The sequence below is a fragment of the Longivirga aurantiaca genome (assembly GCF_042660085.1).
GTDB classification, from domain to species: domain Bacteria; phylum Actinomycetota; class Actinomycetes; order S36-B12; family CAIYMF01; genus Longivirga; species Longivirga aurantiaca.
Genome location: NZ_JBHSTI010000008.1, coordinates 660,274 through 683,507, shown reverse-complemented (window position 1 = coordinate 683,507; position 23,234 = coordinate 660,274). Strand labels below are relative to the sequence as shown.

22 protein-coding genes are annotated in these 23,234 nt (G+C 72.6%); 15 read left to right on the top strand and 7 right to left on the bottom strand.

What is annotated here, in order from left to right:
• The first annotated feature begins 6 nt into the window (after positions 1-6).
• The 5 genes from ACFQGU_RS07185 (at position 7) to ACFQGU_RS07165 (ending at position 4,666) form a co-directional block, all read left to right on the top strand.
• Positions 7-849: an ABC transporter ATP-binding protein gene (locus ACFQGU_RS07185; RefSeq protein ID WP_386765156.1), complete on the top strand. Its 843-nt coding sequence runs from the start codon at positions 7-9 to the stop codon at positions 847-849.
• The gene (locus ACFQGU_RS07180; RefSeq protein ID WP_386765154.1) at positions 846-1,730 is read left to right on the top strand and encodes an ABC transporter permease; all 885 of its coding nucleotides are present in this window, start codon (positions 846-848) and stop codon (positions 1,728-1,730) included. The genes ACFQGU_RS07185 and ACFQGU_RS07180 overlap by 4 nt, the downstream gene beginning before the upstream one ends.
• On the top strand, positions 1,730-2,965 hold the full coding sequence (gene cobA / locus ACFQGU_RS07175) for a uroporphyrinogen-III C-methyltransferase (protein WP_386765152.1): 1,236 nt from the start codon (positions 1,730-1,732) through the stop codon (positions 2,963-2,965). The genes ACFQGU_RS07180 and cobA overlap by 1 nt, the downstream gene beginning before the upstream one ends.
• 25 nt (positions 2,966-2,990) lie before the next feature.
• Positions 2,991-3,623, top strand: coding sequence for a sirohydrochlorin chelatase (locus ACFQGU_RS07170; protein WP_386765150.1), 633 nt, complete (start codon positions 2,991-2,993; stop codon positions 3,621-3,623).
• 137 nt (positions 3,624-3,760) lie between these two features.
• A complete protein-coding gene (locus ACFQGU_RS07165; protein WP_386765148.1) occupies positions 3,761-4,666 on the top strand; it encodes a hypothetical protein in 906 nt (301 codons plus the stop codon).
• Positions 4,667-4,672: 6 nt separating this feature from the next.
• Here the strand turns inward: ACFQGU_RS07165 and ACFQGU_RS07160 are convergent, their stop codons facing one another.
• The 3 genes from ACFQGU_RS07160 to ACFQGU_RS07150 all read right to left on the bottom strand — a co-directional run bounded on the left by ACFQGU_RS07160 (position 4,673) and on the right by ACFQGU_RS07150 (position 6,077).
• Positions 4,673-4,888 (bottom strand): hypothetical protein, encoded by a 216-nt coding sequence (locus ACFQGU_RS07160; protein ID WP_386765146.1) that lies wholly within the window; start codon positions 4,886-4,888, stop codon positions 4,673-4,675.
• 29 nt (positions 4,889-4,917) lie between these two features.
• The gene (locus ACFQGU_RS07155; RefSeq protein ID WP_386765144.1) at positions 4,918-5,817 is read right to left on the bottom strand and encodes a phenylalanine 4-monooxygenase; all 900 of its coding nucleotides are present in this window, start codon (positions 5,815-5,817) and stop codon (positions 4,918-4,920) included.
• Positions 5,818-5,918: 101 nt separating this feature from the next.
• Positions 5,919-6,077, bottom strand: coding sequence for a hypothetical protein (locus ACFQGU_RS07150; protein ID WP_386765142.1), 159 nt, complete (start codon positions 6,075-6,077; stop codon positions 5,919-5,921).
• Between the two features lie 63 nt (positions 6,078-6,140).
• Here ACFQGU_RS07150 and ACFQGU_RS07145 point away from each other — a divergent pair, with 63 nt between their 5' ends.
• Positions 6,141-6,563 (top strand): DUF3052 domain-containing protein, encoded by a 423-nt coding sequence (locus tag ACFQGU_RS07145; protein ID WP_386765140.1) that lies wholly within the window; start codon positions 6,141-6,143, stop codon positions 6,561-6,563.
• Here the strand turns inward: ACFQGU_RS07145 and ACFQGU_RS07140 are convergent.
• The gene (locus ACFQGU_RS07140) at positions 6,560-8,656 is read right to left on the bottom strand and encodes a prolyl oligopeptidase family serine peptidase (protein WP_386765138.1); all 2,097 of its coding nucleotides are present in this window, start codon (positions 8,654-8,656) and stop codon (positions 6,560-6,562) included. The genes ACFQGU_RS07145 and ACFQGU_RS07140 overlap by 4 nt on opposite strands.
• Before the next feature lie 193 nt (positions 8,657-8,849).
• Here ACFQGU_RS07140 and ACFQGU_RS07135 point away from each other — a divergent pair, with 193 nt between their 5' ends.
• The 7 genes from ACFQGU_RS07135 (at position 8,850) to solA (ending at position 17,048) form a co-directional block, all read left to right on the top strand.
• Positions 8,850-10,730, top strand: a complete 1,881-nt coding sequence (locus tag ACFQGU_RS07135; RefSeq protein ID WP_386765136.1) for an ABC transporter substrate-binding protein — start codon at positions 8,850-8,852, stop codon at positions 10,728-10,730.
• A gap of 6 nt (positions 10,731-10,736) precedes the next feature.
• The gene (locus ACFQGU_RS07130) at positions 10,737-11,774 is read left to right on the top strand and encodes an ABC transporter permease (protein WP_386765134.1); all 1,038 of its coding nucleotides are present in this window, start codon (positions 10,737-10,739) and stop codon (positions 11,772-11,774) included.
• Positions 11,771-12,682 carry an ABC transporter permease gene (locus ACFQGU_RS07125; protein ID WP_386765132.1) on the top strand — a complete coding sequence of 304 codons (912 nt, stop codon included), beginning with the start codon at positions 11,771-11,773 and terminating at the stop codon, positions 12,680-12,682. Before ACFQGU_RS07130 ends, ACFQGU_RS07125 begins: the two co-directional genes overlap by 4 nt.
• Positions 12,682-13,659 carry an ABC transporter ATP-binding protein gene (locus ACFQGU_RS07120; protein ID WP_386765130.1) on the top strand — a complete coding sequence of 326 codons (978 nt, stop codon included), beginning with the start codon at positions 12,682-12,684 and terminating at the stop codon, positions 13,657-13,659. Before ACFQGU_RS07125 ends, ACFQGU_RS07120 begins: the two co-directional genes overlap by 1 nt.
• Positions 13,656-14,657, top strand: a complete 1,002-nt coding sequence (locus ACFQGU_RS07115) for an ABC transporter ATP-binding protein (protein WP_386765128.1) — start codon at positions 13,656-13,658, stop codon at positions 14,655-14,657. The genes ACFQGU_RS07120 and ACFQGU_RS07115 overlap by 4 nt, the downstream gene beginning before the upstream one ends.
• Before the next feature lie 92 nt (positions 14,658-14,749).
• Positions 14,750-15,895 carry an aromatic ring-hydroxylating oxygenase subunit alpha gene (locus tag ACFQGU_RS07110; RefSeq protein ID WP_386765126.1) on the top strand — a complete coding sequence of 382 codons (1,146 nt, stop codon included), beginning with the start codon at positions 14,750-14,752 and terminating at the stop codon, positions 15,893-15,895.
• Complete coding sequence (solA, locus tag ACFQGU_RS07105; protein WP_386765124.1) at positions 15,888-17,048, top strand: N-methyl-L-tryptophan oxidase; 1,161 nt, start codon at positions 15,888-15,890, stop codon at positions 17,046-17,048. Before ACFQGU_RS07110 ends, solA begins: the two co-directional genes overlap by 8 nt.
• 10 nt (positions 17,049-17,058) lie before the next feature.
• On the opposite strand, the gene ACFQGU_RS07100 is transcribed toward solA, so the two are convergent.
• Positions 17,059-17,658: a TetR/AcrR family transcriptional regulator gene (locus tag ACFQGU_RS07100; protein WP_386765122.1), complete on the bottom strand. Its 600-nt coding sequence runs from the start codon at positions 17,656-17,658 to the stop codon at positions 17,059-17,061.
• Positions 17,659-17,699: 41 nt separating this feature from the next.
• Here ACFQGU_RS07100 and ACFQGU_RS07095 point away from each other — a divergent pair, with 41 nt between their 5' ends.
• A complete protein-coding gene (locus ACFQGU_RS07095) occupies positions 17,700-18,887 on the top strand; it encodes an aromatic ring-hydroxylating oxygenase subunit alpha (protein ID WP_386765120.1) in 1,188 nt (395 codons plus the stop codon).
• Positions 18,888-18,921: 34 nt separating this feature from the next.
• Positions 18,922-20,130: an MFS transporter gene (locus tag ACFQGU_RS07090; RefSeq protein WP_386765118.1), complete on the top strand. Its 1,209-nt coding sequence runs from the start codon at positions 18,922-18,924 to the stop codon at positions 20,128-20,130.
• 5 nt (positions 20,131-20,135) lie between these two features.
• Here the strand turns inward: ACFQGU_RS07090 and ACFQGU_RS07085 are convergent, their stop codons facing one another.
• Both ACFQGU_RS07085 and ACFQGU_RS07080 read right to left on the bottom strand, forming a co-directional pair.
• Complete coding sequence (locus ACFQGU_RS07085) at positions 20,136-22,106, bottom strand: CocE/NonD family hydrolase (RefSeq protein ID WP_386765116.1); 1,971 nt, start codon at positions 22,104-22,106, stop codon at positions 20,136-20,138.
• Positions 22,103-23,191 (bottom strand): P1 family peptidase, encoded by a 1,089-nt coding sequence (locus ACFQGU_RS07080; RefSeq protein ID WP_386765114.1) that lies wholly within the window; start codon positions 23,189-23,191, stop codon positions 22,103-22,105. The genes ACFQGU_RS07085 and ACFQGU_RS07080 overlap by 4 nt, the downstream gene beginning before the upstream one ends.
• Positions 23,192-23,234 lie beyond the last annotated feature (43 nt).

The window sequence follows — 23,234 nt, the reverse complement described above, 5'->3', positions numbered from 1 at the left end:
CACGTCATGACCCCTGCCACGGTGGGCGACGAGCGGCATGAGCCGTGGGCGAGGGCCGATGTGCCCCCGCCCACGGTGCAGGCCGCGATCGTCCTGGACCGCGTCACGAAGCGCTTCGACCGCGACGGCTCACGCCCCGCGGTGCTGCAGGACGTGTCGCTCACCGTGGCGGAGGGGGAGTTCGTCTCGCTGCTCGGAGCCTCGGGCTGCGGGAAGTCGACGCTGCTGGCGCTCGTCGCGGGTCTCGAGGCCCCGACGAGCGGCACGGTCGCCACCCCCGGCGGCCACGCGGCGCTCATGTTCCAGGAGTCGGCGCTGTTCCCGTGGCTCACCGCCGGGCAGAACATCGAGCTGGCGCTGAAGCTGCGCGGCGTCCCGCGCGCCGAGCGCCGCGACGAGGCCGAGAGGCTGCTCGACGTCGTCCACCTCGCCGGCCAGCACAAGTCCCGGGTGCACGAGCTGTCGGGCGGCATGCGCCAGCGCGTCGCGCTCGCTCGCGCGCTCGGGCAGGACGCCCGCATCCTCCTCATGGACGAGCCGTTCGCGTCCCTCGATGCCATCACGCGCGACGTGCTGCACGAGGAGCTCATCCGTGTGTGGGAGGCCACCGGGCTGTCGGTGGTGTTCGTGACCCACAACGTCCGGGAAGCGGTGCGCCTGGGCCAGCGGGTCGAGCTCATGTCGTCGCGCCCGGGCCGCTTCGTGCGTCGCTGGGAGGTCGAGATCGAGGGCCCGCGACGCATCGAGTCGGCCGGGGTGTCCGAGCTCTCCAAGGAGATCACCGACGACCTGCGCCGCGAGATCCGTCGCCACGCCGTCCCGACCCCGTCCTCGGAGGTGCGGTCATGAGCCAGGGCACGATCGACGACCGCGACGACGTCGCCTCGCTCGAGGCCGGCCTCGACGCCCTCGACACCCCCACCCAGGCCCGCGACCCGCTCGGGAAGCGCCTCGGCCGCTCGGTGCTCCCGCCCATCGTGGCGGTGCTGTTCTTCGTCGCGGTGTGGGCGGTGGTCGTCGCGTTGAACGTGAGGCCGACGTACGTCGTCCCGTCGCCGGAGATGGTGTGGGACACGTTCCTCACCTACTGGCAGCAGGGGGCCGTCCAGGAAGCGGTGTGGAACTCGCTGCGCCGCGCGTTCGTGGGCTTCGCTGCGTCGGTCGTGATCGGCACCGCGCTCGGCCTGCTGCTCGCGCAGTTCCGCTTCGTGCGCACGGCGATCGGGCCGCTCGTGTCGGGCCTGCAGTCGCTCCCTTCGGTGGCCTGGGTGCCCGCTGCGATCATCTGGTTCGGCCTCACCGACGCCGCGATCTACATGGTGGTGCTGCTCGGCGCGGTGCCGTCGATCGCCAACGGCCTGCTCGCCGGCGTCTCGCAGGTGCCTCCGCTCTACCTGCGGGTCGGGCGAGTGCTCGGCGCGAGGGGCTGGGCCTCGATCCGGTACGTCGTGCTCCCGGCTGCGATGCCCGGCTACCTCGCGGGCCTGCGCCAGGGCTGGGCCTTCGCCTGGCGCTCGCTGATGGCCGCCGAGCTCATCACGTTCTCCCCCGCGCTCGGCACGTCGCTCGGTCAGGTGCTGCAGATCGGCCGCGAGCTCTCCGACATGAGCCTGGTGTTCGCGGCGATCCTCATGATCCTCATCGTCGGCGTGGGCATCGAGCTGCTGGTGTTCTCCCCGATCGAGCGCCGGCTGCTGCGCTCGCGCGGCCTCACGACCGGGCAGCGCTGATGGCGACGTACCCGGTCTTCCTCGACCTCGCCGGTCGCCGCACGCTGGTGGTCGGCGGTGGTCCCGTCGCGGCGCGTCGTGCTGCTTCGCTCGTCGAGTCGGGTGCACTGGTCGAAGTCGTGGCGCCGTGGCTGTGCGAGGACCTCGCGCTGCTCGTGGCCGACCGCCGGGTGGAGTGGCACGCGCGCGAGTACGCCGCCGGTGATCTGGACGGCGCCTGGTTCGTGCACACCGCGACCGGCGACCGGCTGGTTGACGACGCCGTGGCCGCCGACGCCGAGGCCGCGCGGGTCTGGTGCGTGCGCGCTGACGACGCATCCCGTTCTGCCGCCTGGACTCCGGCGGTCGCCCGCGGCGCCGACGGCGTGGTGCTCGCGGTCTCGGGCGGCGGCGATCCCGGACGTGCGCGTGCCGTGCGCGACGCCGTTGCCGCCGCGCTCGACGCCGGCACGCTGCCGGTACGGCGTACCCGCGCAGCCGCTGCTCCCGCCGTCGGCGTCGTGCATCTCGTGGGCGGCGGACCCGGCGACGAGGAGCTGCTGACCGTGCGAGGCCGTCGCCTGCTGGCGCAGGCCGACGTGGTCGTGGTCGACCGGCTCGCGCCGCGGTCGGTGCTGGCTTCGCTCGCGGCCGACGTCGAGGTGATCGACTGCGGCAAGACCCCCGGCCACCACCAGCTCACGCAGGACCAGATCAACGAGGTGCTGGTCGACCGCGCGCGGCAGGGGCTGACCGTCGTACGGCTCAAGGGCGGCGACCCGTTCGTGCTGGGCCGCGGCGGCGAGGAGGCGCTCTACTGCCACGCGGCCGGTGTGCCCGTCACCGTCGTGCCTGGCGTGACGTCGGTGGTCTCGGTGCCCGCCGCGGCCGGGATCCCGGTGACGCATCGCGGCGTGACGACGTCGTTCGCTCTGGTGTCGGCGCATGACGGAATCGACCCTGTGGTCGAGGCTGCTCGCTCGCACTCGGTGTCGACCACTCTCGTGCTGCTCATGGGAGTGCGGCTGCTGCGCTCGTCCTGCGCCGCGCTGATCGAGGCAGGACGCCCTGCCTCGACGCCGGTCGCGATCGTCGAGCGGGGCTGGACGGCGTCGCAGCGCACCACGGTCGGCACGCTGGCCGACATCGCCGACCTCGCCGAGGCGCGCGGCGTCGAGTCGCCCGCGGTCGTCGTGGTGGGCGACGTCGTCGCCCTCCGCTCCCGGCTCGGCCCGTTCTCCCCAGAGCTCGACTGATCGTGCTCTGTGGCACGGTGATGCGATGACCCTCGGAGTGCTGCTCGCGCACGGCTCGCCCGACCCGCGGTCGGCGCGCTGGGTGGCGTGCGCGGCCGCCGGCGCCTCGGACCGCGCGGGGTTCCCCGTGGTCGGCGCGTTCCTCGACCACGACTTCCCGCGCCTGGACGACGCGGTCGCTTCGGCCGGCGCCGACGACGAGGTCGTGGTGCTGCCGCTGCTGCTGTCGGCCGCGTTCCACGCGCGGGTCGACGTCCCCGCTGCGGTGGCTGCGCTCCCCCGACCGGTGACGCTGCTCGACCCGCTCGGCCATCCGCCGGAGGTGCTCGACGCCGCGCTGCTGCGGGCCGGCGCCTCATGCGTAGTGGTTGCGGCGGGCACGAAGGTCGACGACGAGCGCGCGGCGTTCGCCGACGCGGTCGCTGTGGCGTCGGCGCGCACCGGCGTGCCGGCATCCGCGGCGTTCGCGACCGGCCCGGGCGCGCGGCTCGCCGAGTCGGCTCCGGGCACCGTGGTCGTTCCGTGGCTGCTCGCGCCCGGGCGGCTGCTCGACTCGGTGCTCGCCGCCGCTGCGGAGTCGCCGTACGCCGTCGCCGGCGGCCCCCTCCTCGACGAGCCCACGATGCTCGACGCCATCGCCGCCCGCCTGATTCGGTAGTGGAATCTCGCGCTCCGCCGCGAGATTCCACTACCGAATCGGGCGGAGCTGGGGTCGATACGCGTCGCAGAGAGCGCGTGTCGACCCCCAACGCCCGAAGCGCTCGGCAGGATGGGCGCGAGCACACCGGGGGAACCATGAACGAGATCGACGACCTGCTCGGCACCGCACGAAGGCTCGACGCGCAGGTGGCGGCCGACGACGCGGCGTACGACGCCGCTGCCGCGAGGTACGCCGAGGCGCAGGAGACCGCGCAGTCGCTCGAGCTGCCGCGCTGGACTGCGTTCAAGGCGCTGCTCAGCGGAGGTCGCCGGGCACGGCGCGAGGCCGCTGCGGCCGAGCTCGAGCTGGCCGCGACCCGGCTGCGCGACGCGCACGTCCGCATCGACCGCACGCTCTCCGACCGCGACGGCGTCCGCGTACAGCTCGAGCGGGCGTACGCCGACCGCGCGGAGGAGCTGGCCGCAGCGCAGCGCTCCCGGCACGAGGCCTGGCGCGCTGCCGGCGATCCCCGTGCCGCGCAGATCGATGCCTGCGACGCGCGCATCGCCGCCGCCGACCAGCAGCTCGTCGAGCTCTACGAGGCAAGCGTCGCGGTGTCGGCGGCGTCCGAGGAGGTGCGCCTCGCCGAGACGCGCCTGACCTCGGCGAAGGACTGGGGCACCTACGACACGTTCTTCGGCGGCGGCATGATCAGCAGCGCCATCAAGCACGACCGCATCGACGACGCGAAGGGCGCGATGGCCCGCGTCTCTCGCGCGCTCGAGCACGCGCATGCCGAGCTCGCCGACGTGAAGCTGGCGCTCGCCAACCCGGCCCTCGCGCGCACCGACGACTGGCGCACCTTCGACATCTGGTTCGACAACTTCTGGTCGGACTGGGCCACCCAGAGCCGCATCGCCGACAGCCTCGACGGCGTTCGCCGCCTGCGCGCGGACCTCGGCCGCATGGCCGTGAAGCTCACCGAGGTGCGCACGCGAGTGCAGGAGGAGAAGGCGGCAGCCGACGCCGAGCGCGCCGCACTGCTCGCCGAGGGGGCCTGACGCCGGTCAGTGCTTGGGCTTGTCGAACGAGCGGTCGCGCATCGGCAGCACGGCCGGGTTCGCCATCTGCATGAACGCCGCATCGTGCACGCCGGCCGCCGTCGGGTCGTCCTTGCGCAGCGCGTCACCGCGCCTGCCGACCGATGCGTAGAAGAACGCCCACGCGATGCCGGATCCGATCCCGAGCAGCACGAGCGGCAGCACCCAGCCCCAGCTGTTCATGCGAGCCTCCTGCGTCGACGGTACGCCGGTCAGCGTGCGGCGGTCGAGGCCTCGCGCAGCAGCCGCTCGGCGAGGTCGTCGTCGACGGTGTCGAAGAAGCCGCCGACCACGTCGTGCACCTGCTGCCACGACTCGGCCGCGAACAGCACGGGCTGGTAGTGCGTGATGTCGTACGTCTGCGTACCCATCCGCGCCACGTCGAGCGGGCGCAGGTCGGCGTGCGCGAACTCCTCGATCTCGCCGTACGACGACAGCAGGCCCGCGCCGTACGCCCGGGGCTCGCCACCCTCGCGCACGACGCCGAACTCCAGGGAGAACCAGAACACCTTCGACACCAGCTCGAGCGCCTCGGCCGACTCGACCCGTCGCGCCGCGCGACCGGCGGCGACGTAGAGCGCGGCGTACGACGGCTCCGCGAGCGTGATCGCGTGGCCGATCACCTCGTGGACGACGTCCGGCTCAGGCGTGTAGAGCGGCACGGAGTGGTGCCGGATGTACTGCGTCGACCAGAAGCAGCGGTCGGCCAGCGACCCGTAGAACTCGCGCAGCGGCACGAGACCCGCGGCCGGGAGGTAGGTGAACCCGGTGAGCGGGGCGAGGGCTGCCGTGACGTCGGTGAGCTGCGGGATGTGGTCGACCGGCAGCGCGAGCCGTGCGCGCCCCTCGCGCGCGGCGGCGCAGGCGAGCCGCTCGTGCTTGCGCTCGAGCTCGGCGCTCACCACCCGCCACACCTCGTGCTCCTCGGCGGTGTACGGCGCCGCCGGCACGGGCTCCCCCGGGCGCCAGTCGAGCGCGAGCGCCGCGATGGCGTTGCGCCGGGCGCGGTACGCCGGGTCGCCGACGCCGGGGTGGTCGGCGCCGAGCTCGACGACGACGTCGCCGTCGGCGCGGGTCACCACGGGGGCGTAGAGCTGGGCCTCGGTGAACATCGCCCTAGGGCAGCACCGACCGGCCGGATGCTCAACCACGGATCGCCGCACTGGACATGTTGTCCAGTCACGTCGGAGCAGGAGCGTCGATCTGCCCAGGCTCAGGCGTGCGACGCCAGGCACCACGGGGTGCAGAGGGGGCCGCACGGCTCCGGCGGCGCGGGCCGCTCGAGCCGCAGCCGGGGATCGGCCTCGAGGTCGAGCGGGTCGCCGTCGCAGAGGTCCGCGAGGGGCGCGGTGACGGGGTGGGCCGGATCCATGCGCGGGAGTGTGCACCTCCGAGCACCGGCGCGCAGGCCTTTCGCCGCGCTAGCGTCCCGAAGGTGACGACTCCGCCGGCTGGCTACTCCGGCACGCCGCTGCCGGACAAGCTCGGCATCAGGCCGGGCAGCCGGGTGCTGCTCGACGGTGCGCCCGAGGGGTTCGAGAGCACGCACCTCGCGCCTCTCCCCGACGGCGTCGAGATCCACCGCCGTGCCGGGAGGGCGCCGTACGACGTGGTCGTCGCCTTCCGCACCGACGCGCGCACGCTGATCAAGCACCTCCCCCGCGACATCGCCCGCACCACCACACCCGGTCGGCTCTGGCTCGCGTGGCCGAAGAAGGCGAGCGGCGTCGCCACCGACCTCACCGGCGACGTCGTCCGCGAGGAGGGCCTCGGCGCCGGCGTCGTCGACATCAAGGTCTGCGCCATCGACGAGACCTGGAGCGGCCTCGCGTTCGTCCGCCGGGTCGCCGACCGCTAGACCGGCACGCCCAGCGCCGCCAGCACCCAGGCGTAGACCTCGGCCTCGTAGTCGAGCTCGGCGAAGCGCCCGCTCGGCCCGCCGTGGGCGCCCGCCCCCGTCTCCGGCCGGAACAGCACCGTGCGCGCCGACACCGGCGACGACGGGTCGTCGCCGGCACCAGCCGCAGGGTCCGACGCGCGCAGCCTCGCCACCCAGCGGGCCGGCTCGCGCACGAGCACGCGCGGGTCGTGCACGGCCCCGGTCACGAGCAGCGGCGGGCGGTCGGCCAGCGCCGGCAGGTTGCCCATCGGCGCGTACGCCGCGAGCCATTCGCACTGCACCGGGTCGCGCGGATCGCCCCACTCGAGCCACTCCTGCGCGGTCAGCGGCAGCGACGCGTCGAGCATCGACGTCACGACATCGACGAACGGCACCTCGGCCACGACCCCGGCGAACAGCCGGGGGAACTGCGCGTACATCGCACCCTGCAGCAGACCGCCCGCCGACAGGCCCCGCGTGACCACCGACGACACCACGCCGTCGCGGAGGTACGCCGCCACCGCGCCGAAGTCGGTGAACGTGTTCTGCTTCGCCGCGAGGTGCCCGTCCTCCCACCAGCGCCGGCCCATCTCGCCGCCACCGCGCGGGTGGCCGAGCGCGTAGACCACGCCGCGGTCGAGCAGCGAGGGCAGCGGCCGCTCGAAGTCCCAGTCGGGATCGAGGCACACCTCGTACGAGCCGTACCCGTAGAGCAGGCACGGCGCAGTTCCATCGAGCGGAGTGTCCTTGTGCCGCACCAGGATCACGGGCACAGGCGTGCCGTCGGCGCTCGGAGCGAGCCGCCGCTCGGTCACGTAGTCGTCGGCGTCGACACCGACCGTCGAGCGCACGTGCCGCTGCGTGCGCGCGCCGCTCCACGTCACGTCGGTCCAGACGGTCGGGCGGATGAACGAGTCGACCACGACGGTCACGGCCGAGGCCGAGTGGTCCTCGGTGCGCCCGATCCGCACCATGCCGCCGGCGTCGTCCGGCAGCACGTCGAACGGCTGCCCCTCACGCGGCACGAAGCGGAGCATCGCCTCGCCGTCGCGGCGCAGGGACAGCACGAAGCCGTCGGCGAACGCGTCGGCGCCCCACACGCGGACGGTCGGCTCCTCGTCGATCAGCGGCGTCCACGTCGTGGGGTCCGACGCCGGCGCCCACATCACGCGGAACTCCGGCGCCCCGAGGTTGGTGGTGACGAGGAAGCCGTCGCCGCCGTCGGGGCCGAGGCCCGGGGCGTGCTCGAGCTCGTACTCGACGCCGACCTCGCGCGCCCGCACGAGCACCGGCGTCGCGCTCGGCGAGTCGAGGCGCAGCAGGTGCTCCTCACGGAAGCTCCTGCCCAGCAACGAGATCACGGCGTACTCCCCGGACCGTGACGCATGCAGCTCGATCTCGAGCCGCTCATCGAGGTCCTCGAGCACGAGCACGTCGTCCGTGACCGGGGTACCGAGCACGTGCCGCCACACCTGGAACGGGCGGTACGTGTCGTCGTGCACGGTGTAGAGGAACGCCGACGAGTCCGCGGACCACGCGCCGCCGTAGTAGGTGCGCGGCACGACCTCGTCGAGGTCGGCTCCGGTCGAGAGGTCGCGGAAGCGCAGGGCGTAGACCTCGTCGCCGTCGAGGTCTACGGACCAGGCGAGCCACCGGCCGTCGGGGCTCACCTCGAGCACGCCGTCGCGGGCGTACCCCGTCCCCCCGAGGTCGTGCACCGCCTGCAGGTCGAGCAGCACCCCCTCGGGCTCGTCCGGTGAGGCTTCCGGCCGGCGCACGAGCCGCTCGTACTCCGATCCCTCGGGCGTCACGTGCCGGTATCGCCAGCCGCCCGCCTCCCACGGCGCGCTCGGCTCCACCTCGGGCAGGCGGGAGCGCATCTCGGCCGACAGCACCTCACGGGCCGAGGCCAGGCCCGCCACCCGGGCGTCGTAGTACGCCCGCTCCGACTCGAGGTACGCGAGCACCTCGGGGTCCTCAGGGTCGGCGATCCAGGCGTACGGGTCCACCCGCTCCTCGCCGTGGAGCACGGTGGTGCGGGGGCGTACGGCGGCCGCAGGAGGCTGGAGCATGCCGGGACGCTAACCGACGCAGGGGCTCCGTCGTCGCGCGGTCCGTGCCGGAAGATGTCGCGCCTGAAACGATCAGGTCACAAATGTCCCGATTCGCGCATCGGTGGGGTAGGAATGCGCCACGCCGACCTGACTGACCGGTCAGGACGTCCGCGGGGTGGGCCGCGGCCGGCGTCGACCGAAGGGGCATCACGTGACGACTCGTCGTACCCGGATCCTGGCGGCAGCGGGCGCGGCCGCCCTCGCGCTCGGAGTCACGATCGGCTCGGGCGCCAGCGCCGGAGCCTCCGCCGCCGACGACCCCGTCGTGCTCACCATCGGCATCACCCAGGACATCGACTCGGCGAACCCGTTCACCGGCATCGTCGCCGAGGCCTACGAGATCTACCAGCTCCAGTACCCGACGCTGCTGTCGTCCTCGGCCGAGGACTTCACCCCCGTCGCGGGCCTCGCCGAGTCGTGGGAGGAGTCGGCCGACAGGAAGACCTGGACCTACAAGATCCGGGCCGGTCTCACGTGGAGCGACGGGGCGCCGCTGACGGCCAAGGACGTCGCCTACACCTTCAACCGCATCATCGACGGCGAGTACGAGCAGACCAACTTCGGCTCGTACACGGCCAACATCACCAAGGTCGAGGCCACCGACGACACCACGGTGGTCATGACCGTCGGCACGCCGTCCCCGATCATGGAGCGCCTCGCCGTCTACATCCTCCCGGAGCACATCTGGAAGGACATCGACGAGAAGGAGGTGCAGTCGTTCAAGAACGAGGGCACCGAGGCCGAGCCCACGGTCGGAGCCGGTCCCTTCGTGATGGTCGAGCGCCAGGTGGGGCAGTTCATCCGCCTCAAGGCCAACGATTCCTTCTTCGGCGGACGTCCCGCGGTGGACGAGGTCGTCTTCCGGATCTACGGCAACGCCGACGCGCTCGGGCAGGCGCTGAAGAAGGGTGAGATCGACTTCGCCGACTCGATGGAGGCCAACGTCTGGGAGTCGCTCGAGGGCGAGCCCGGCATCACCAAGGTCTCGGCCACCTACTCGGGCTTCAACCAGCTGGCGTTCAACACCGGTGCAGCCCTCGACGACGGCACGCCGATCGGTGACGGCAGCCCGTTGCTCAAGGACGTCAAGCTGCGCCAGGCCCTCGGCTGGTCGATCGACCGGCAGGCCCTCGTCGACCGCGTCCTCGGCGGCAGCGGCAGCGTCGGCTCGACGATCATCCCGCCGATCTACTCGACCCTCCACCTCGACCCGGCCAACCCCGTCACGTACGACCCGGAGAAGGCCAAGCAGCTGCTCGACGCGGCCGGCTACACGGTCGGCGACGACGGCATCCGCCAGGACGCTGAGGGCAACCGCCTCTCGTTCCGCCTGTTCGCCCGCAGCGACTCCGACAACTCCGTGAAGAGCGTCGAGTTCATCAAGGGCTACCTCGCGGCCGTCGGTGTCGAGACCGAGGTCAAGGCCGTGTCGTCCGACGCGCTCACCGAGATCATCGGCCAGGGCAACTTCGACATGTTCGAGTGGGGCTGGGTCGTCGAGCCCGACCCCAACTACCAGCTCTCGACCTTCACCTGCGCGAACCGGTCGTACAAGGACGGCGACTCGATCCTCGCCAACCTGTCCGACTCGTTCTACTGCGACGAGGCCTACGACGCGCTCTTCGACCAGCAGGGTGCCGAGACCGATTCGGCCAAGCGTGCCGACCTGGTCAAGCAGATGCAGCAGAAGCTGTACGACGACGCGCCGTACATCGTCACCTACTACTACGACAACCTCGAGGCGTACCGCTCCGACCGGTTCACCGGCTTCGTGCCGCAGCCGGCCGAGACCGGCTCGCTCCTGTTCCAGTACGGCACCTGGTCGTACGAGAACGTGAAGCCGGTCTCCGACGAGACCCCGAGCGGGTCGGCGTCGGCGAGCCCCGGAACGGGCTCGGGCGACAGCGACGGCGGCTCGTCCAACCTGCCGCTGATCATCGGAGGCGTCGTGGCGCTGCTCGTCGTCCTCGGCATCGGCGTCGCAGTGGGCCGCCGCGGCGGCGGCGGTTCATCGGACGACGACAAGGAGTAGCGCCTCGTGGCGATCCTCCATGAGGTCGGCACGGCCCCACGGTCCCGACGTTCGGGATCGTGGGGCCCGTCCAACCCGACGGTGCGCTACGGGCTCGGCCGCACGCTGTCGGCGTTCGGCACGTTCCTGTTCGTCCTGGTGTTCAACTTCTTCCTGTTCCGGGTGATGCCGGGCGACCCGATCGCGCTCTACACCCGCGGCCGCAACGTCGACCCCGAGCAGATCGCGAAGCTGCGGGCAGCGCTCAACAAGCCGCTGGGCGAGCAGTTCCTCGCCTACCTGGCCAACCCGTTCACGGGGAACGGCCCGTCGGTGAAGTACAGCGCCCCGGTGTGGGACGTGATCCTCCCCCGCGTGTGGCCGACGCTCCTCCTCGTGGGTACGGCGACGCTGCTCGCCACCACCATCGGCGTGTGGCTCGGCATCCGGGCCGGCTGGAACCGCGGGGGGAAGTTCGACCGTCGGGCCACCAGCATCACGCTGTTCCTCTACTCCATGCCGGAGTTCTGGTTCGGCATGATCGTGCTGATCGTCTTCGCCGTCGGCATCGGACCGTTCCCCGGCGTCTTCCCGATCGGCGGTCTCTCGACGCCCGGGGTGGACTCGACGTCGCTCCTGGGCGTGCTCGACGTCGCGTGGCATCTGGTCCTACCGGTCACGACCCTCGCGGTGATCTACCTCGCGGAGTACTCCCTGGTCATGCGCGCCTCGCTCATCGAGGAGACAGGCCAGGACTACGTGCGCACCGCACGCGCCAAGGGCCTCATGGACAAGATGGTCCGACGCCGCCACGCCGTTCCCAACGCGCTGCTCCCCACCATGACCCTGGTCTTCCTCAACCTCGGATTCGTCGTCGGCGGCGCGATCACGATCGAGAAGGTCTTCTCCATCAACGGCCTCGGGTCGCTGACGGTCGACGCGCTCACCGGTCCTGACGTGCCCCTGCTGCAGGCGCTCTTCCTGCTGTTCTCCGGCGCCGTCATCTTCGCCAACCTCGTCGCCGACCTGCTCTACGGCTACTTCGACCCGCGGGTGCGCTCATGAGCGCCGGCGCCTCGGCCGCGGTCAGCGGTCGCCGGGTCGCGCGCGACCGGCGCCGTGCCTCCGTACGCCGGTTCGGCCGGTCGTTCGCCCGCAGCCGCAGCGGGATGGCCGGCGTCGCGATCCTCGCGTTCTTCGCCCTGGTGGCCATCACCGCACCCCTGCTGTTCCCGCGGTCGATGCTCGAGGTCACGCAGGCCACCGGCGACTCGTTCGAGCCGCCCTCCTTGACGTTCCCGCTCGGCACCGACGACACAGGTCGCAGCGTCCTCGCGCTCGTCGCCTGGGGCGCCCGCGTCTCGCTGACCGTCGGCCTGGCCGCCACGGTCATCGCGATGGTGATCGGCACCGCCGTGGGCATCGCGTCGGGGCACTACCGCGGCGTCTTCGGCGGCACGCTCGACCGCGTCACCGACTGGTTCCTCGTCATCCCCTACCTGCCGCTGGCAATCGTCCTCGCGACCGTGCTGGGCAAGTCGATGCTCAACATCATCATCGTGATCGGCGTGACCTCGTGGCCGGCCACCGCGCGCCTCATCCGCGCGCAGACGCTCGCGATCGAGGGCCGGCCCTACCTCGAGCGGGCCCGCGCGCTCGGCGGCGGCCACGTGCACCAGATGACCAAGCACGTGCTGCCGAACGTCATGCCGCTCGTGCTGGCCAACACCACGCTGGCGGTGTCGCTGTCGATCCTGGCCGAGACCACGCTGTCGTTCCTCGGCCTCAGCGACCCGCTCACCGTCTCCTGGGGCTCGATCCTCGAGGAGGGCTTCGCCTCGGGAGCCATCTCGCAGGGCGCGTGGTGGGTGCTGGCCCCGCCCGGCCTCTGCGTCGTGCTCGTGGTGCTGTCGTTCAACCTCGTCGGCCGCGCTGTCGAGTCGATCCTCGACCCGCGCGGGGAGGGTGAGTGATGGCCCTCCTCGAGATGCGCGACGTCAGCGTCACCTACCGCACCGGAGGTCTCGACGTGCCGGCCGTCCGGGGGGTCACGCTGTCGGTCGACTCCGGCGAGACCCTCGGGATCGCGGGCGAGTCCGGCTGCGGGAAGTCGACGCTCACGAGCACCGTGCTGCGCATGCAGCCGAAGAGCGCCACGGTCACGGGCGAGGTGCTCGTCGACGGCAAGGACGTCACCACCATGACGTGGGGCAAGGTCCGTGCGCTGCGCTGGGCCCAGGCCTCGATGGTGTTCCAGGGTGCGATGCACGCGCTCAACCCGGTGCAGAAGATCGGCGTGCAGATCGCCGAGCCGATCCTCCTGCACGACAAGAAGGCCACCCACGCGTCCGCGGACAAGCGGGTGGGTGAGCTGCTCGAGATGGTGGGACTGCCCGCCCGCCGGGCCGACGCCTACCCGCACCAGCTCTCCGGCGGTCAGAAGCAGCGCGTCATGATCGCGATGGCGCTCGCCTGCGGCCCGCAGCTCGTGGTCGCGGACGAGCCGACCACCGCGCTCGACGTGATGGTGCAGGCGCAGGTGCTCGACCTCATGGCGTCGCTGGTCAAGGACCTCGGCCTCGCGATGGTGCTCATCAGCCACGACCTGTCCGTTCTGTCGTCCGCCTGCGACCGCATCGCGGTGATGTACGCCGGGCAGATCGTCGAGGAGGGCCCGGCCACGCAGGTCTTCGACTCCCCGGCCCATCCCTACTCCGGCGCGCTCGCGGGCGCGTTCCCGCGCATCGGCGACGCGCGCTTCCGCTATGCGCCGTCCGGGCTGCCCGGCGACCCGCCGTTCCCGGGCGAGGTCCCCGACGGCTGCTCGTTCCATCCGCGCTGCCCCCGTGCGATCGACCGGTGCCGGGCCGAGGAGCCCGCGCTGCTGCAGCTCACGCGGCCCGGCGCGGACCGCCGGGCCGCGTGCCACCTCGCGGAGGTGCGGGCATGACCCCGGACGCACCCGCGGCGCTCGAGACGCGCGGCCTCGAGGTGAGCTTCCGCGGGCGCGGCAGCGGAGCGGCAGCCCGTGCCGTGGACGGCGTCGACCTCGTGCTCGGCCGCGGCGAGATCGTGGCGCTCGTCGGCGAGAGCGGCTGCGGCAAGACGACCCTCGCGCGCACGATCCTGGCCCTGCAGAAGTCGACGGCCGGCGACGTCCTCGTCGACGGCGAGCGGCTCGGTACGTCGTCCAAGGCGCTCAAGGCGTACCGCCGACGCGTGCAGCTCGTGCTGCAGGACCCGACGGGGGCCCTCAACCCGCGGCACACCGTCTACGAGGCCGTCGCCGAGGGACTGCGCATCCACGGGCTGGTGGAGGCCGAGGAGAAGCGCGTGGCGCAGGCGCTCTCGCTCGCGGGGCTGCGTCCGCCGGAGCGGTTCTTCCTCCGCTACCCGCACGAGCTCTCGGGCGGTCAGCGCCAGCGCGTGGTCATCGCCGGGGCGCTCGCCCTCGAGCCCGACATCATCGTGGCCGACGAGCCGGTCTCCAGCCTCGACGCCTCGGTGCGGGGCGAGATCCTCGCGCTCCTGCTCCGGCTGCGCGAGGAGCTCGGACTGTCGCTGCTGGTCGTGACCCACGACCTCGGGCTCGCGTGGAACATCGCCGACCGCGTCGCGGTGATGTACCTCGGCCGCATCGTCGAGCAGGGCCCCACCGAGGAGCTGCTGCGCGACCCGAAGCACCCTTACACCCGCGCGCTGCTCTCGGTGGTGCCCGAGACCGAACGGCTCGAGCAGGTCGTGCTCACGGGCGAGCCGCCCGACCCGACCCGCATCCCGGCGGGGTGCCGGTTCCACCCGCGCTGCCCGGTGGTCGCGAGCGGCGAGGCCGCGCGCCTCGGGATCGAGGACGCCTGCCGCGGCACCGCGCTGCCGGTGCTGCCGGCGTCGGGCGCGCACGCCGCTGCCTGCCACCTGCCCGGCAGCGCGTCCGCCGCCACCAGCTAGCCGACACCTGCCCGGATCCGCTGTCGCACAGCGCCCCCAGGCCGCATACTTGCTGACTCACGAGTCAGTACGGACAGGAGGGCGATCACCGGATGAGCGGGCTGCAGGAGGCGCTCCCGCGCGAGCACTACGTCGACGCCGCGCTGCACGAGCGCGAGCGCACGGCCGTGCTCCTGCGCGAGTGGACCTGCATCGGCCGGCTCGACGACCTCGGTCTCACCGCGCCCGGCACGCGCGACCTGCTCCCCGAGCGGCTCGCCGTCGTCGACCTGCACGGCGAGTCCGTCCTCGTCACCACCGACACCGGGGGTGCGCTGCACGGCCACTACAACGTCTGCCGCCACCGCGGGTCGCAGGTGGTGCCGGTGGAGCCGGGCGCGTCCGTCGCGCCGTGCGCCGCGCGCTCGCTGCGCTGCCCGTACCACTCGTGGACGTACGGCCTCGACGGGTCGCTGCTGCACGCGCCCCACACCGACGGCGTCGACCTCGACCGTGACGCGTTCCGCCTCCACCCGGTAGGTGCCGCGGCGTGGGGCGGCTGGCTGTGGCTGCACGGCGCGCCGGACGAGGCGACGGACCTGCTCGAGGCGCTCGCGCCGGTGCCCGAGCGGGTACGGCGCTACCCGCTCGACACCCTCGTGCTCGGACGACGGCTGCGCTACGAGGTCGCAGCCAACTGGAAGGTCGTCGCGGAGAACTACAACGAGTGCTACCACTGCGGACCGGTGCACCCCGAGCTCGTGCGGCTGGTGCCGGCGTTCGGCGGCGGCGGACAGCACCTCGAGTGGGAGGACGGCGTACCCCACCGCGAGGGCGCGTGGACCTTCACGATGAGCGGCACGACCGACCGCGCGCCGTTCCCCGACCTCGACGAGCACGAGCGGGTGCGGCACAAGGGCGAGCTCGTCTACCCCAACCTCCTGCTGTCGCTCTCGGCCGAGCACGCCGCGGCGTTCGTGCTGCGCCCTCGTGCGGTCGACCGCACCGAGGTCGTGTGCGACCTGCTGTTCGCCCCGGACGAGGCAGCGAAGCCGACCTTCGACCCCTCGGACGCCGAGGAGCTGTGGGACCTCACGAACAAGCAGGACTGGGCGATCTGCGAGTCGGTGCAGCGCGGGATGTCGTCGCGCGCCTACCGCCAGGGCTGGTACGCGCCCATGGAGGATGCGTCCCTCGACATCCGCCGCTGGCTGCTGCCTCGGCTGGAGAGGCACGAGCGGAGGGGCTCCGATGACTGAGACCTACGACCTGGTGGTGGTCGGCCTCGGGGCGCTCGGGTCGTCGACCGCGTGGCACGCCGCGCGCCGCGGCCTGCGGGTGCTCGGCCTCGAGCAGTTCGAGCTCGGCCACGACCGAGGCGCCTCGCACGACACCAGCCGGATCCTGCGGCACAGCTACCACACGCCGGCGTACGTCGACCTGACCTTCGACGCGTACGAGGACTGGGCCGACCTCGAGGACGCGACCGGCGAGACGTTCGTGACGGTCACCGGCGGCCTCGACCTCTTCCCCACGGGCGCTGCCATCCCGATGGACGACTACACGCTCTCGATGGACGCGAGGCAGGTGCCCTACGAGATCCTCGGGCACGACGAGATCCTCGAGCGCTGGCCGCAGCTCGCCCTGCCCGAGGGCACGAGCGCGCTCTACCAGCAGCGGACGGCGATCGTGCCGGCCGCGCGCGGCACGGCTGCGATGCAGCGTCGTGCGGTCGAGCACGGCGCGGTGCTGCGTGACCGCACGCCGGTGCTCGCGCTCGAGCCCACCGCCGACGGCGTCGACGTCGTGACTGCGTCGGGCCGGGTCTCGGCCGCCCGCGTGGTGGTGTCGGCCGACGCCTGGACGTCGCGCCTCGTCGAGCCGCTCGGCGTACGGCTGCCGCTCGCGGTCACCGAGGAGCAGGTCACCTACTTCGCGCCGGCCGACCCCGAGCCGTTCCGCCCCGGCCGGTTCCCGGTGTGGATCTGGATGGACGAGCCGTCGTACTACGGCTTCCCGACGTACGGCGAGGACACGGTGAAGGCCGCGCAGGACTGCGGCGGCCCGACGGTGACCGGCGACGAGCGGTCGGGCGAGACCGACCTCGCGATGCTCGGCCGGCTCGCGGCGTTCATGGCCTCGACCTTCCCGGCGTCGGGCCCGGCGGTGCGGTCCAAGCGCTGCCTCTACACGCTCACGCCCGACCGCGACTTCGTCGTGTCGGCGGTGCCCGGCGTACCGCAGGTCGTCGTCGGCCTCGGGGCCGCGCACGGCTACAAGTTCGCGGCGACCTTCGGCAGGCTGCTGACCGACGTCGCGCTCGACGGCCGCACCGACGCCGACATCTCGGCGTTCGGCCTCGACCGGGCGGCCCTCACCGACCCGGCGTACGAGCCGCACTGGATGGTGTGACGTGCATCGGTCAGGTCAGCAGCTCGGGGTCGCACCCGAGCTCGCGCGCGGCCGCCTCGCGCACCCACACCGCGAGCTGGGCCTTGGTGAGGCTGCGGTGCACCATCACCTGCACGGCGAGGCCGTCCAGCAGTGCCGACAGGCGCCACGCCGCACCGTCCGGGTCGGCGCAGGAGAACATCCCGCGCTCGACGCCCTGGGTGATCTGCTCGGCGAGCACGTCCTTCCAGCGCACGTCGAGCGTCCGGGAGGTCGCGCGCATCTCGGGCTCGCGCAGGCTCTCCGCCCACGCGTCCACCCAGATCGTCCAGCCGTCGGCGTTCCCCTGCGGGGAGTAGAGGGCGAGGATCCGACGGACGCCGTCGGCGGGGTCCTTCGCCTTGGCCACCGTGGCCTCGAGCCGCGCGAGGTCCTTGGCCACCGCGTGCTCGAGCGCCGCTGCGAAGAGCTGCTCCTTGGTGCCGAAGTGGTAGAAGAGCAGCGCCGTGCTCACGCCCAGCGCGGCCGCGATGTCGGCCCCGCGCGTGCGCGCGAAACCGCGCTTGGTCACCTCGGCTGCGGCGGCGTCGAGGATCTCCTCGCGCCGCACCTCGACCTTCCGTCTCGCCACGACGACGACCCTAGCGACGCGACAACCCGGAGGTGCGGAGCATGAGCCTCGACCTGACCGACCTGCGCCCCCTCGCGCCCGTCGACCCCGAGGGCCTCTCCCGTGCCCTGCTGCCGTTCGGGCAGTCGACCATGCTGCCGGCGGAGGCCTACACCTCCCCCCACGTCCTCGCCTGGGAGCGCCGCAACCTCGTCGCGGGCAGCTGGGCCTGCGTCGGACGCGTCGACGAGCTGCGCACCGACGCCGACGGCGGTCGCGCCACGCAGCGCGCCCTGCTCGTCGGCGACGTGCCCGTGCTCCTGACCTTCGAGGGTGACGACGTCCACGCGTTCGCCAACACCTGCCGGCACCGCGGGCACGTGCTGCTCGAGGACGACTGCACCTCCGCGTCGCGCTCGGTGCTGTGCGTGTACCACGCGTGGACGTACCGGCTCGACGGGTCGTTGCAGGCGGCGCCCGGCTTCCGCGACAGCGAGACGTTCGTCGGCGCGGACCACGGACTGGTGCCGCTGCCGTCGAAGGCCTGGCACGGCTGGCTGTTCGTCAACGCCACCGGCACCGCGCCCGCATGGGAGGACCACCTCGGGGTGCTCGACGAGCTGGTCGCGCCGTACCACCCGGAGTCGCTCGTGCTCGGCGCCCGGCACTCCTACGAGATCGCGGCCAACTGGAAGCTCGTGTCCGAGAACTACCACGAGTGCTACCACTGCCCGCTGATCCACCCCGAGCTCTGCCAGGTCTCGATCCCCACCTCCGGCGACAACTTCGATCGCCCGGGCGCGTGGGTCGGCGGCACGATGGAGTTCAAGGGCGACGCGGTCACGATGAGCCTCGACGGCACCTCGAAGGGCGTGCCGATCGAGGGGGCGCCCCAGGACTCCGTGCTCTACGTGCAGCTGTTCCCCAACCTTCTGTTCTCCGGCCACCCCGACTACGTGATGACCCACCGCGTCCTGCCGCTCGGGCCTGACCGGTCGTGGATCGAGTGCAGCTGGTACTTCCCGAGCGCCGACGTCGACCCGTCGTACGCCGTCGAGTTCTGGGACCTCACCAACAGCCAGGACTGGCGGGCCTGCGAGCTCGTGCAGCGCGGTCTCACCTCGCCGCACTTCAAGCCGGGGCCGTTCGCGCCGAACGAGGACGCCGTGCACCAGTGGGTGCAGATGGTCGGCCGCGGCTACCTCGGCATCGCGCCGAGCGACAAGCCGGGATCGGCACGCACCGCGTGACGGGGTCGCCGCCGGTCCGTGGCACGATCGACCGGTGACGTACGACGAGCTGGCGCCGCCCAGAACGTGGCGGGGGCCGGCCATCGCGACGGCGGCGGTCTTCCTGCTCAACGCCACGATCATCGCCGGCTGGGTCTCGCGTCTCCCCGCCACTCGCGACCGCCTCGACCTCAGCACCGCCGTCGTCGGCATCACGCTGCTCATGGCGGGATTCGGCTCGCTCGCGGCGATGCCCTTCGTCGGCCGATTCGTCGCGCGGTTCAGCAGCACCCCTGTGATCGTCGTGCTGGCCTCGGTCTGCGCGCTCTGCCTGGTGCTGCTGTCCGTCACTCCGAACGCCGTCACGACGGGCGCGGCGCTGTTCGTGTTCGGCATGGCGTACGGCTCGTGGGACGTCGCCATGAACATCCACGGCTCGTATGTCGACCGCAACGCCGGCCGCGACTACATGCCGCGCTACCACGCGCTGTGGTCGGTGGGCGCCGCCCTCGGCGCCGGACTCGGCGCGCTCGCGGCGTTCCTCGGCCTCGGGCTGACCACGCACTTCCTCATCGCCGCGCTCATCGGCTGCGGCGGCAGCGCCGTCGTCGCGCTCCGCTGGTTCGTCGACGACCGCGAGCCTGCCGTGGCGCACGTCGAGGTGGTCGACGAGAGCGACGGCACGACGTCGATGGTGAAGCCACGACTGCTCACGCGGCGTCTCGTGCTGCTCGGGATCATCACGCTCTGCGCCTGCCTGCTCGAAGGATCCGCTGCTGACTGGATCGCGCTGTACCTGACGGACGAGCGCGCCGCCACGGCGACGGTCGCCGCCCTCGGCTACGGCATGTGGGCCACCGCGATGGCGCTCTCCCGCTTCTCGGGCACCGCGATCATCGCCCGGCTCGGCCGAGCCCGGGCGATCCGGCTCGCGGGCGCCGTCGTCCTCACCGGCGTGGTTGCGACCCTCGCCGCCCCGGGCGTCTACGGCTCGCTCGTCGGCGTGCTGCTCTGGGGTGCCGGCGTCGCGCTGGTGTTCCCCGCCGCGATGAGCGCGGGCGGTGAGACGCCGGGCCGTGCAGCCGACGGCATCGCGGCCGTGTCGACCATCGGGTACGGCGGGTTCCTCCTCGGGCCCCCGCTCATCGGCCTGCTCGGCGAGCAGATCGGCCTCGGGAACGCGCTCTGGATCCTGCCCGTCCTCGGCCTCGGCATCGTCCTGCTCGCCCCGATCGTGAAGCCCCTGCGCCCCGCGACGACCTGACCGGCTCAGGCGAGGTCGCGGGGGAACTGGCGCTCCCAGCGGCGCTCGGCGACCACGCGGTCGCCCTCGCTGCAGGTCATCGCGATGCGCACGTCGTAGGTGCGCTCGCCCGCGTGCACGTCGAGCACCGAGCGCGTCGTGACGCTGACCGGGTTGCCGGTGCCGTCGTCGGCGAACGACAGGCGGAAGCTCACGTCGGACGCCGCGGTCTGCTCGAAGGTGCGCGACGACACCGACACGCGGCCGCCGTAGTGCTCGACCACCGACCCGTAGGGCGCGTCGTACGCCGACCCGTGGTCGATCACGCAGGTCGTGCGCCGGGCGAGCACGTCGCGCTCGACCCGCCACACCACGCCGTGGTCCGACTCGCTCGACGTCTCGTCTCCCGGCACGAGGTCGGGCGGCTCCGGAGCACCCGAGGCGTCGTAGGCCGGCAGCTCGAGACGCCCGCCGTGCACGGTGAGGGTCACCGGCAGCGGCGGCGCGGACGTGTTGGGCCAGTCCGCACCCGCCACGGCCACGCGCAGCACGTGACCCGGCAGCCATCGGTACGCCGCGGCCTCGATCTCCACGTCCACGTCGTACGCCGTGCCCGGCACGAGCGGCTCGACCGCCGCCATGCCGCCGCGGCGCGTCAGGTTGAGCACGCCGCGCGAGACCAGCACCGACGTGCCGTCGGGCGCGACGTCCTGCAGCTTCACCGCCACGGTCGCCACGGGCTGGTCGGCGCTCACCGACAGGTGCACGTGCGCGTTGCCCGCGATCTCGAACGGCACGGCCGCGCCGAGGGCCGACGGGTCGACGTCCCAGGTGAGCGAGTCGGCGTCGTCGTGCCGCTGGTCGAGCGACTGCCCGTACGGCAGGTGCCCGGCGCACGAGATCCAGGCGGCAGTGCCGATGTCGGGCTTCACGGCGTACGGCGCCCGCGCGTCGAGCGGCACCACCACCGTGGACGAGCGCGGCGACGGCCACACGTCGCTACGCCACTCCCCCCTGACCACGTCGAGGTCGGGCTCGGGCGCGGTGAACTCGCGGACGTACCAGACCGCCTCGGGCTGCTCGTCGATCCCGTTCTCGACGCCGCGCAGCCAGCGGTCCCACCACGTCACCATCTCGGGCACGAGGTCGATGCGCGGCCCGGGCAGCGCCGACGACGTGGCCGCGTGCGACCACGGCCCGGCCAGCAGGCGCCGCGGCACGCCGTTCTCGCCGAGCCGCTCCATCGTGCGGAACGTGTTGTTGCGGTAGCCGTCGGCCCAGCCGGCGACGATCATCGTCGGGACCTCGATCCGGTCGTACGCCGGACGCACCGAGCCGTGCCGCCAGTAGGCGTTGTCGCGCTGGTTCTCGAACCACGTCATGATCCATGGCTCGTGCTCGGCGATCCGCGCCTTCCACTCCTCGCGCCAGCCGGGCCCGAACACCGCGGGAACGGGCGGCAGCGCGTTCATCGGCGTCATGTAGTGGCAGTAGTCGACGAGGTCGATCCACCGCCGCAGGCCGCCCATGTAGTGCACGTCGTCGGTGTGCCGGTCGTCGGTCGCGTAGATCGCGATGACCGCCTTCAGGTGGGCCGGGCGCTCGCACGCCATCTGCAGCGAGTTGAAGCCGCTGTATGACGTGCCGTACATGCCGATGTTGCCGTCGCACCACTCCTGCGCCGCGAGCCACGCGATCACCTCGGTGAGGTCGCGCTGCTCCGCCTCCGGGTACTCGTCGGTGGCGCGGCCGCCGCTGCTGCCCGTGCCCCGTACGTCGAGCCGCGCGACGGCGTACGCGTGCTCGTCGCGCAGCCGCACGTACTCAGGCCGGTACGACGACGTCATGTCGTCCTTGCGGTAGGGCAGCGCCTCGAGGATGCACGGCTGCGGCCCGTGCGCGGCGTTCGGGACGTACAGCGTGATGGCGAGGAACACGCCGTCGCTCATGGGGATCCAGGCGTCGACCTTGGTGCCCTCCAGGATCGGCGAGGTCACGCGCGCGGCCCGGCGTAGTGGCGGTCGAGCAGCTCGGCCACGGCCTCGCGGGGCAGCGCGGGGACCGTCTTGCCTCCGACGCCGGTGACGTCGTGCGCCGAGAGCAGGCAGTTCACGACCGCCTCCTCCGACGCATCGACCACCGCCTCGAAGTACGGGTCGAGCTCGCGGCCGGTGAGCGGCGCCTTCGCCGACGCCGTGCCGCGCGGTGCGCGCAGCCCGGTGGCCGCCGCCATGAAGATCTCGCCGCTGCCGTGGTGCGCGGTCGAGCCGGTCCGCGCGAGACCGAGCCCGATGCGCGTGGCGAGCCGCTCGCAGCCGCGGTGGTCGATCGGGGCGTCGGTGACGACGACGCCGAGGCACGAGCCGGCAGGCGGCGGGGGCACGTGCGCCGGGCGTCCGAGCAGCTGCCCCACAGGGACGCCCGCGATCGTGAGCCGGTCCCACTGGCCGAAGTTGCACAGCAGCACGACGCCGACCACGTGGCCGGCCGGCAGCACGCGCGACGACGTGCCGATGCCGCCCTTCCACTGGTAGCACGACATCCCGGTGCCTGCCCCGACCGCGCCCTGGTCGGGTGCGATGCCCGAGCCCACCGACGCGCGGGCCGCGGCCAGGGCGTCGCGCACGTGCTCGTGCGTCACGTGCATCCAGCGCGCGTCGTTCAGCCACGAGTCGTCGCACTCGCCGACCACGGGGATGAGGAAGTCGTCGACGCCGATCCGCGGCTGCTCCTCGATGAGCAGGCGGCACGCGGAGTCGTACACGCGCCCGACCTGCATCGTGGAGGTGAGGAACACCGGCGTCTCCGCCACTCCCCACTCGTCCATCTGCGAGCGCGAGGTGAGCTCGCCCGCCCCGTTGAGCAGCGCGACGCCCGCCGGAACCGGCTCCAGGAACGGGTCGCCGCCGAGGTCGACCACGGTGACGCCGGTGCGTGCGAGGCCGCGGCCCTCCGGCGGGTTGGGCTCGTCGTACACCACCGTGGCGTGGCCGAGGCCCGCACCCGGGACGTCGATCACCGAGTTCGTGGAACCCCGCGGGAGCGTCCCGATCCTGACTCCGAGGTCAGCAAGCGTCGTCATGCGCCGATCCTGCCCGACCCCCGACCTCCGCGCTGGCATGCTC

Excerpts from the sequence above, each read along its gene's own strand:
- ACFQGU_RS07185 (WP_386765156.1), top strand. The coding sequence starts at position 7 with ATGACCCCTGCCACGGTGGGCGACGAGCGGCATGAGCCGTGGGCGAGG.
- ACFQGU_RS07180 (WP_386765154.1), top strand. The coding sequence starts at position 846 with ATGAGCCAGGGCACGATCGACGACCGCGACGACGTCGCCTCGCTCGAG.
- cobA (WP_386765152.1), top strand. The coding sequence starts at position 1,730 with ATGGCGACGTACCCGGTCTTCCTCGACCTCGCCGGTCGCCGCACGCTG.
- ACFQGU_RS07170 (WP_386765150.1), top strand. The coding sequence starts at position 2,991 with ATGACCCTCGGAGTGCTGCTCGCGCACGGCTCGCCCGACCCGCGGTCG.
- ACFQGU_RS07165 (WP_386765148.1), top strand. The coding sequence starts at position 3,761 with ATGAACGAGATCGACGACCTGCTCGGCACCGCACGAAGGCTCGACGCG.
- ACFQGU_RS07160 (WP_386765146.1), bottom strand. The coding sequence starts at position 4,888 with ATGAACAGCTGGGGCTGGGTGCTGCCGCTCGTGCTGCTCGGGATCGGA.
- ACFQGU_RS07155 (WP_386765144.1), bottom strand. The coding sequence starts at position 5,817 with ATGTTCACCGAGGCCCAGCTCTACGCCCCCGTGGTGACCCGCGCCGAC.
- ACFQGU_RS07150 (WP_386765142.1), bottom strand. The coding sequence starts at position 6,077 with ATGGATCCGGCCCACCCCGTCACCGCGCCCCTCGCGGACCTCTGCGAC.
- ACFQGU_RS07140 (WP_386765138.1), bottom strand. The coding sequence starts at position 8,656 with ATGCTCCAGCCTCCTGCGGCCGCCGTACGCCCCCGCACCACCGTGCTC.
- ACFQGU_RS07125 (WP_386765132.1), top strand. The coding sequence starts at position 11,771 with ATGAGCGCCGGCGCCTCGGCCGCGGTCAGCGGTCGCCGGGTCGCGCGC.
- ACFQGU_RS07120 (WP_386765130.1), top strand. The coding sequence starts at position 12,682 with ATGGCCCTCCTCGAGATGCGCGACGTCAGCGTCACCTACCGCACCGGA.
- ACFQGU_RS07115 (WP_386765128.1), top strand. The coding sequence starts at position 13,656 with ATGACCCCGGACGCACCCGCGGCGCTCGAGACGCGCGGCCTCGAGGTG.
- ACFQGU_RS07110 (WP_386765126.1), top strand. The coding sequence starts at position 14,750 with ATGAGCGGGCTGCAGGAGGCGCTCCCGCGCGAGCACTACGTCGACGCC.
- solA (WP_386765124.1), top strand. The coding sequence starts at position 15,888 with ATGACTGAGACCTACGACCTGGTGGTGGTCGGCCTCGGGGCGCTCGGG.
- ACFQGU_RS07095 (WP_386765120.1), top strand. The coding sequence starts at position 17,700 with ATGAGCCTCGACCTGACCGACCTGCGCCCCCTCGCGCCCGTCGACCCC.
- ACFQGU_RS07080 (WP_386765114.1), bottom strand. The coding sequence starts at position 23,191 with ATGACGACGCTTGCTGACCTCGGAGTCAGGATCGGGACGCTCCCGCGG.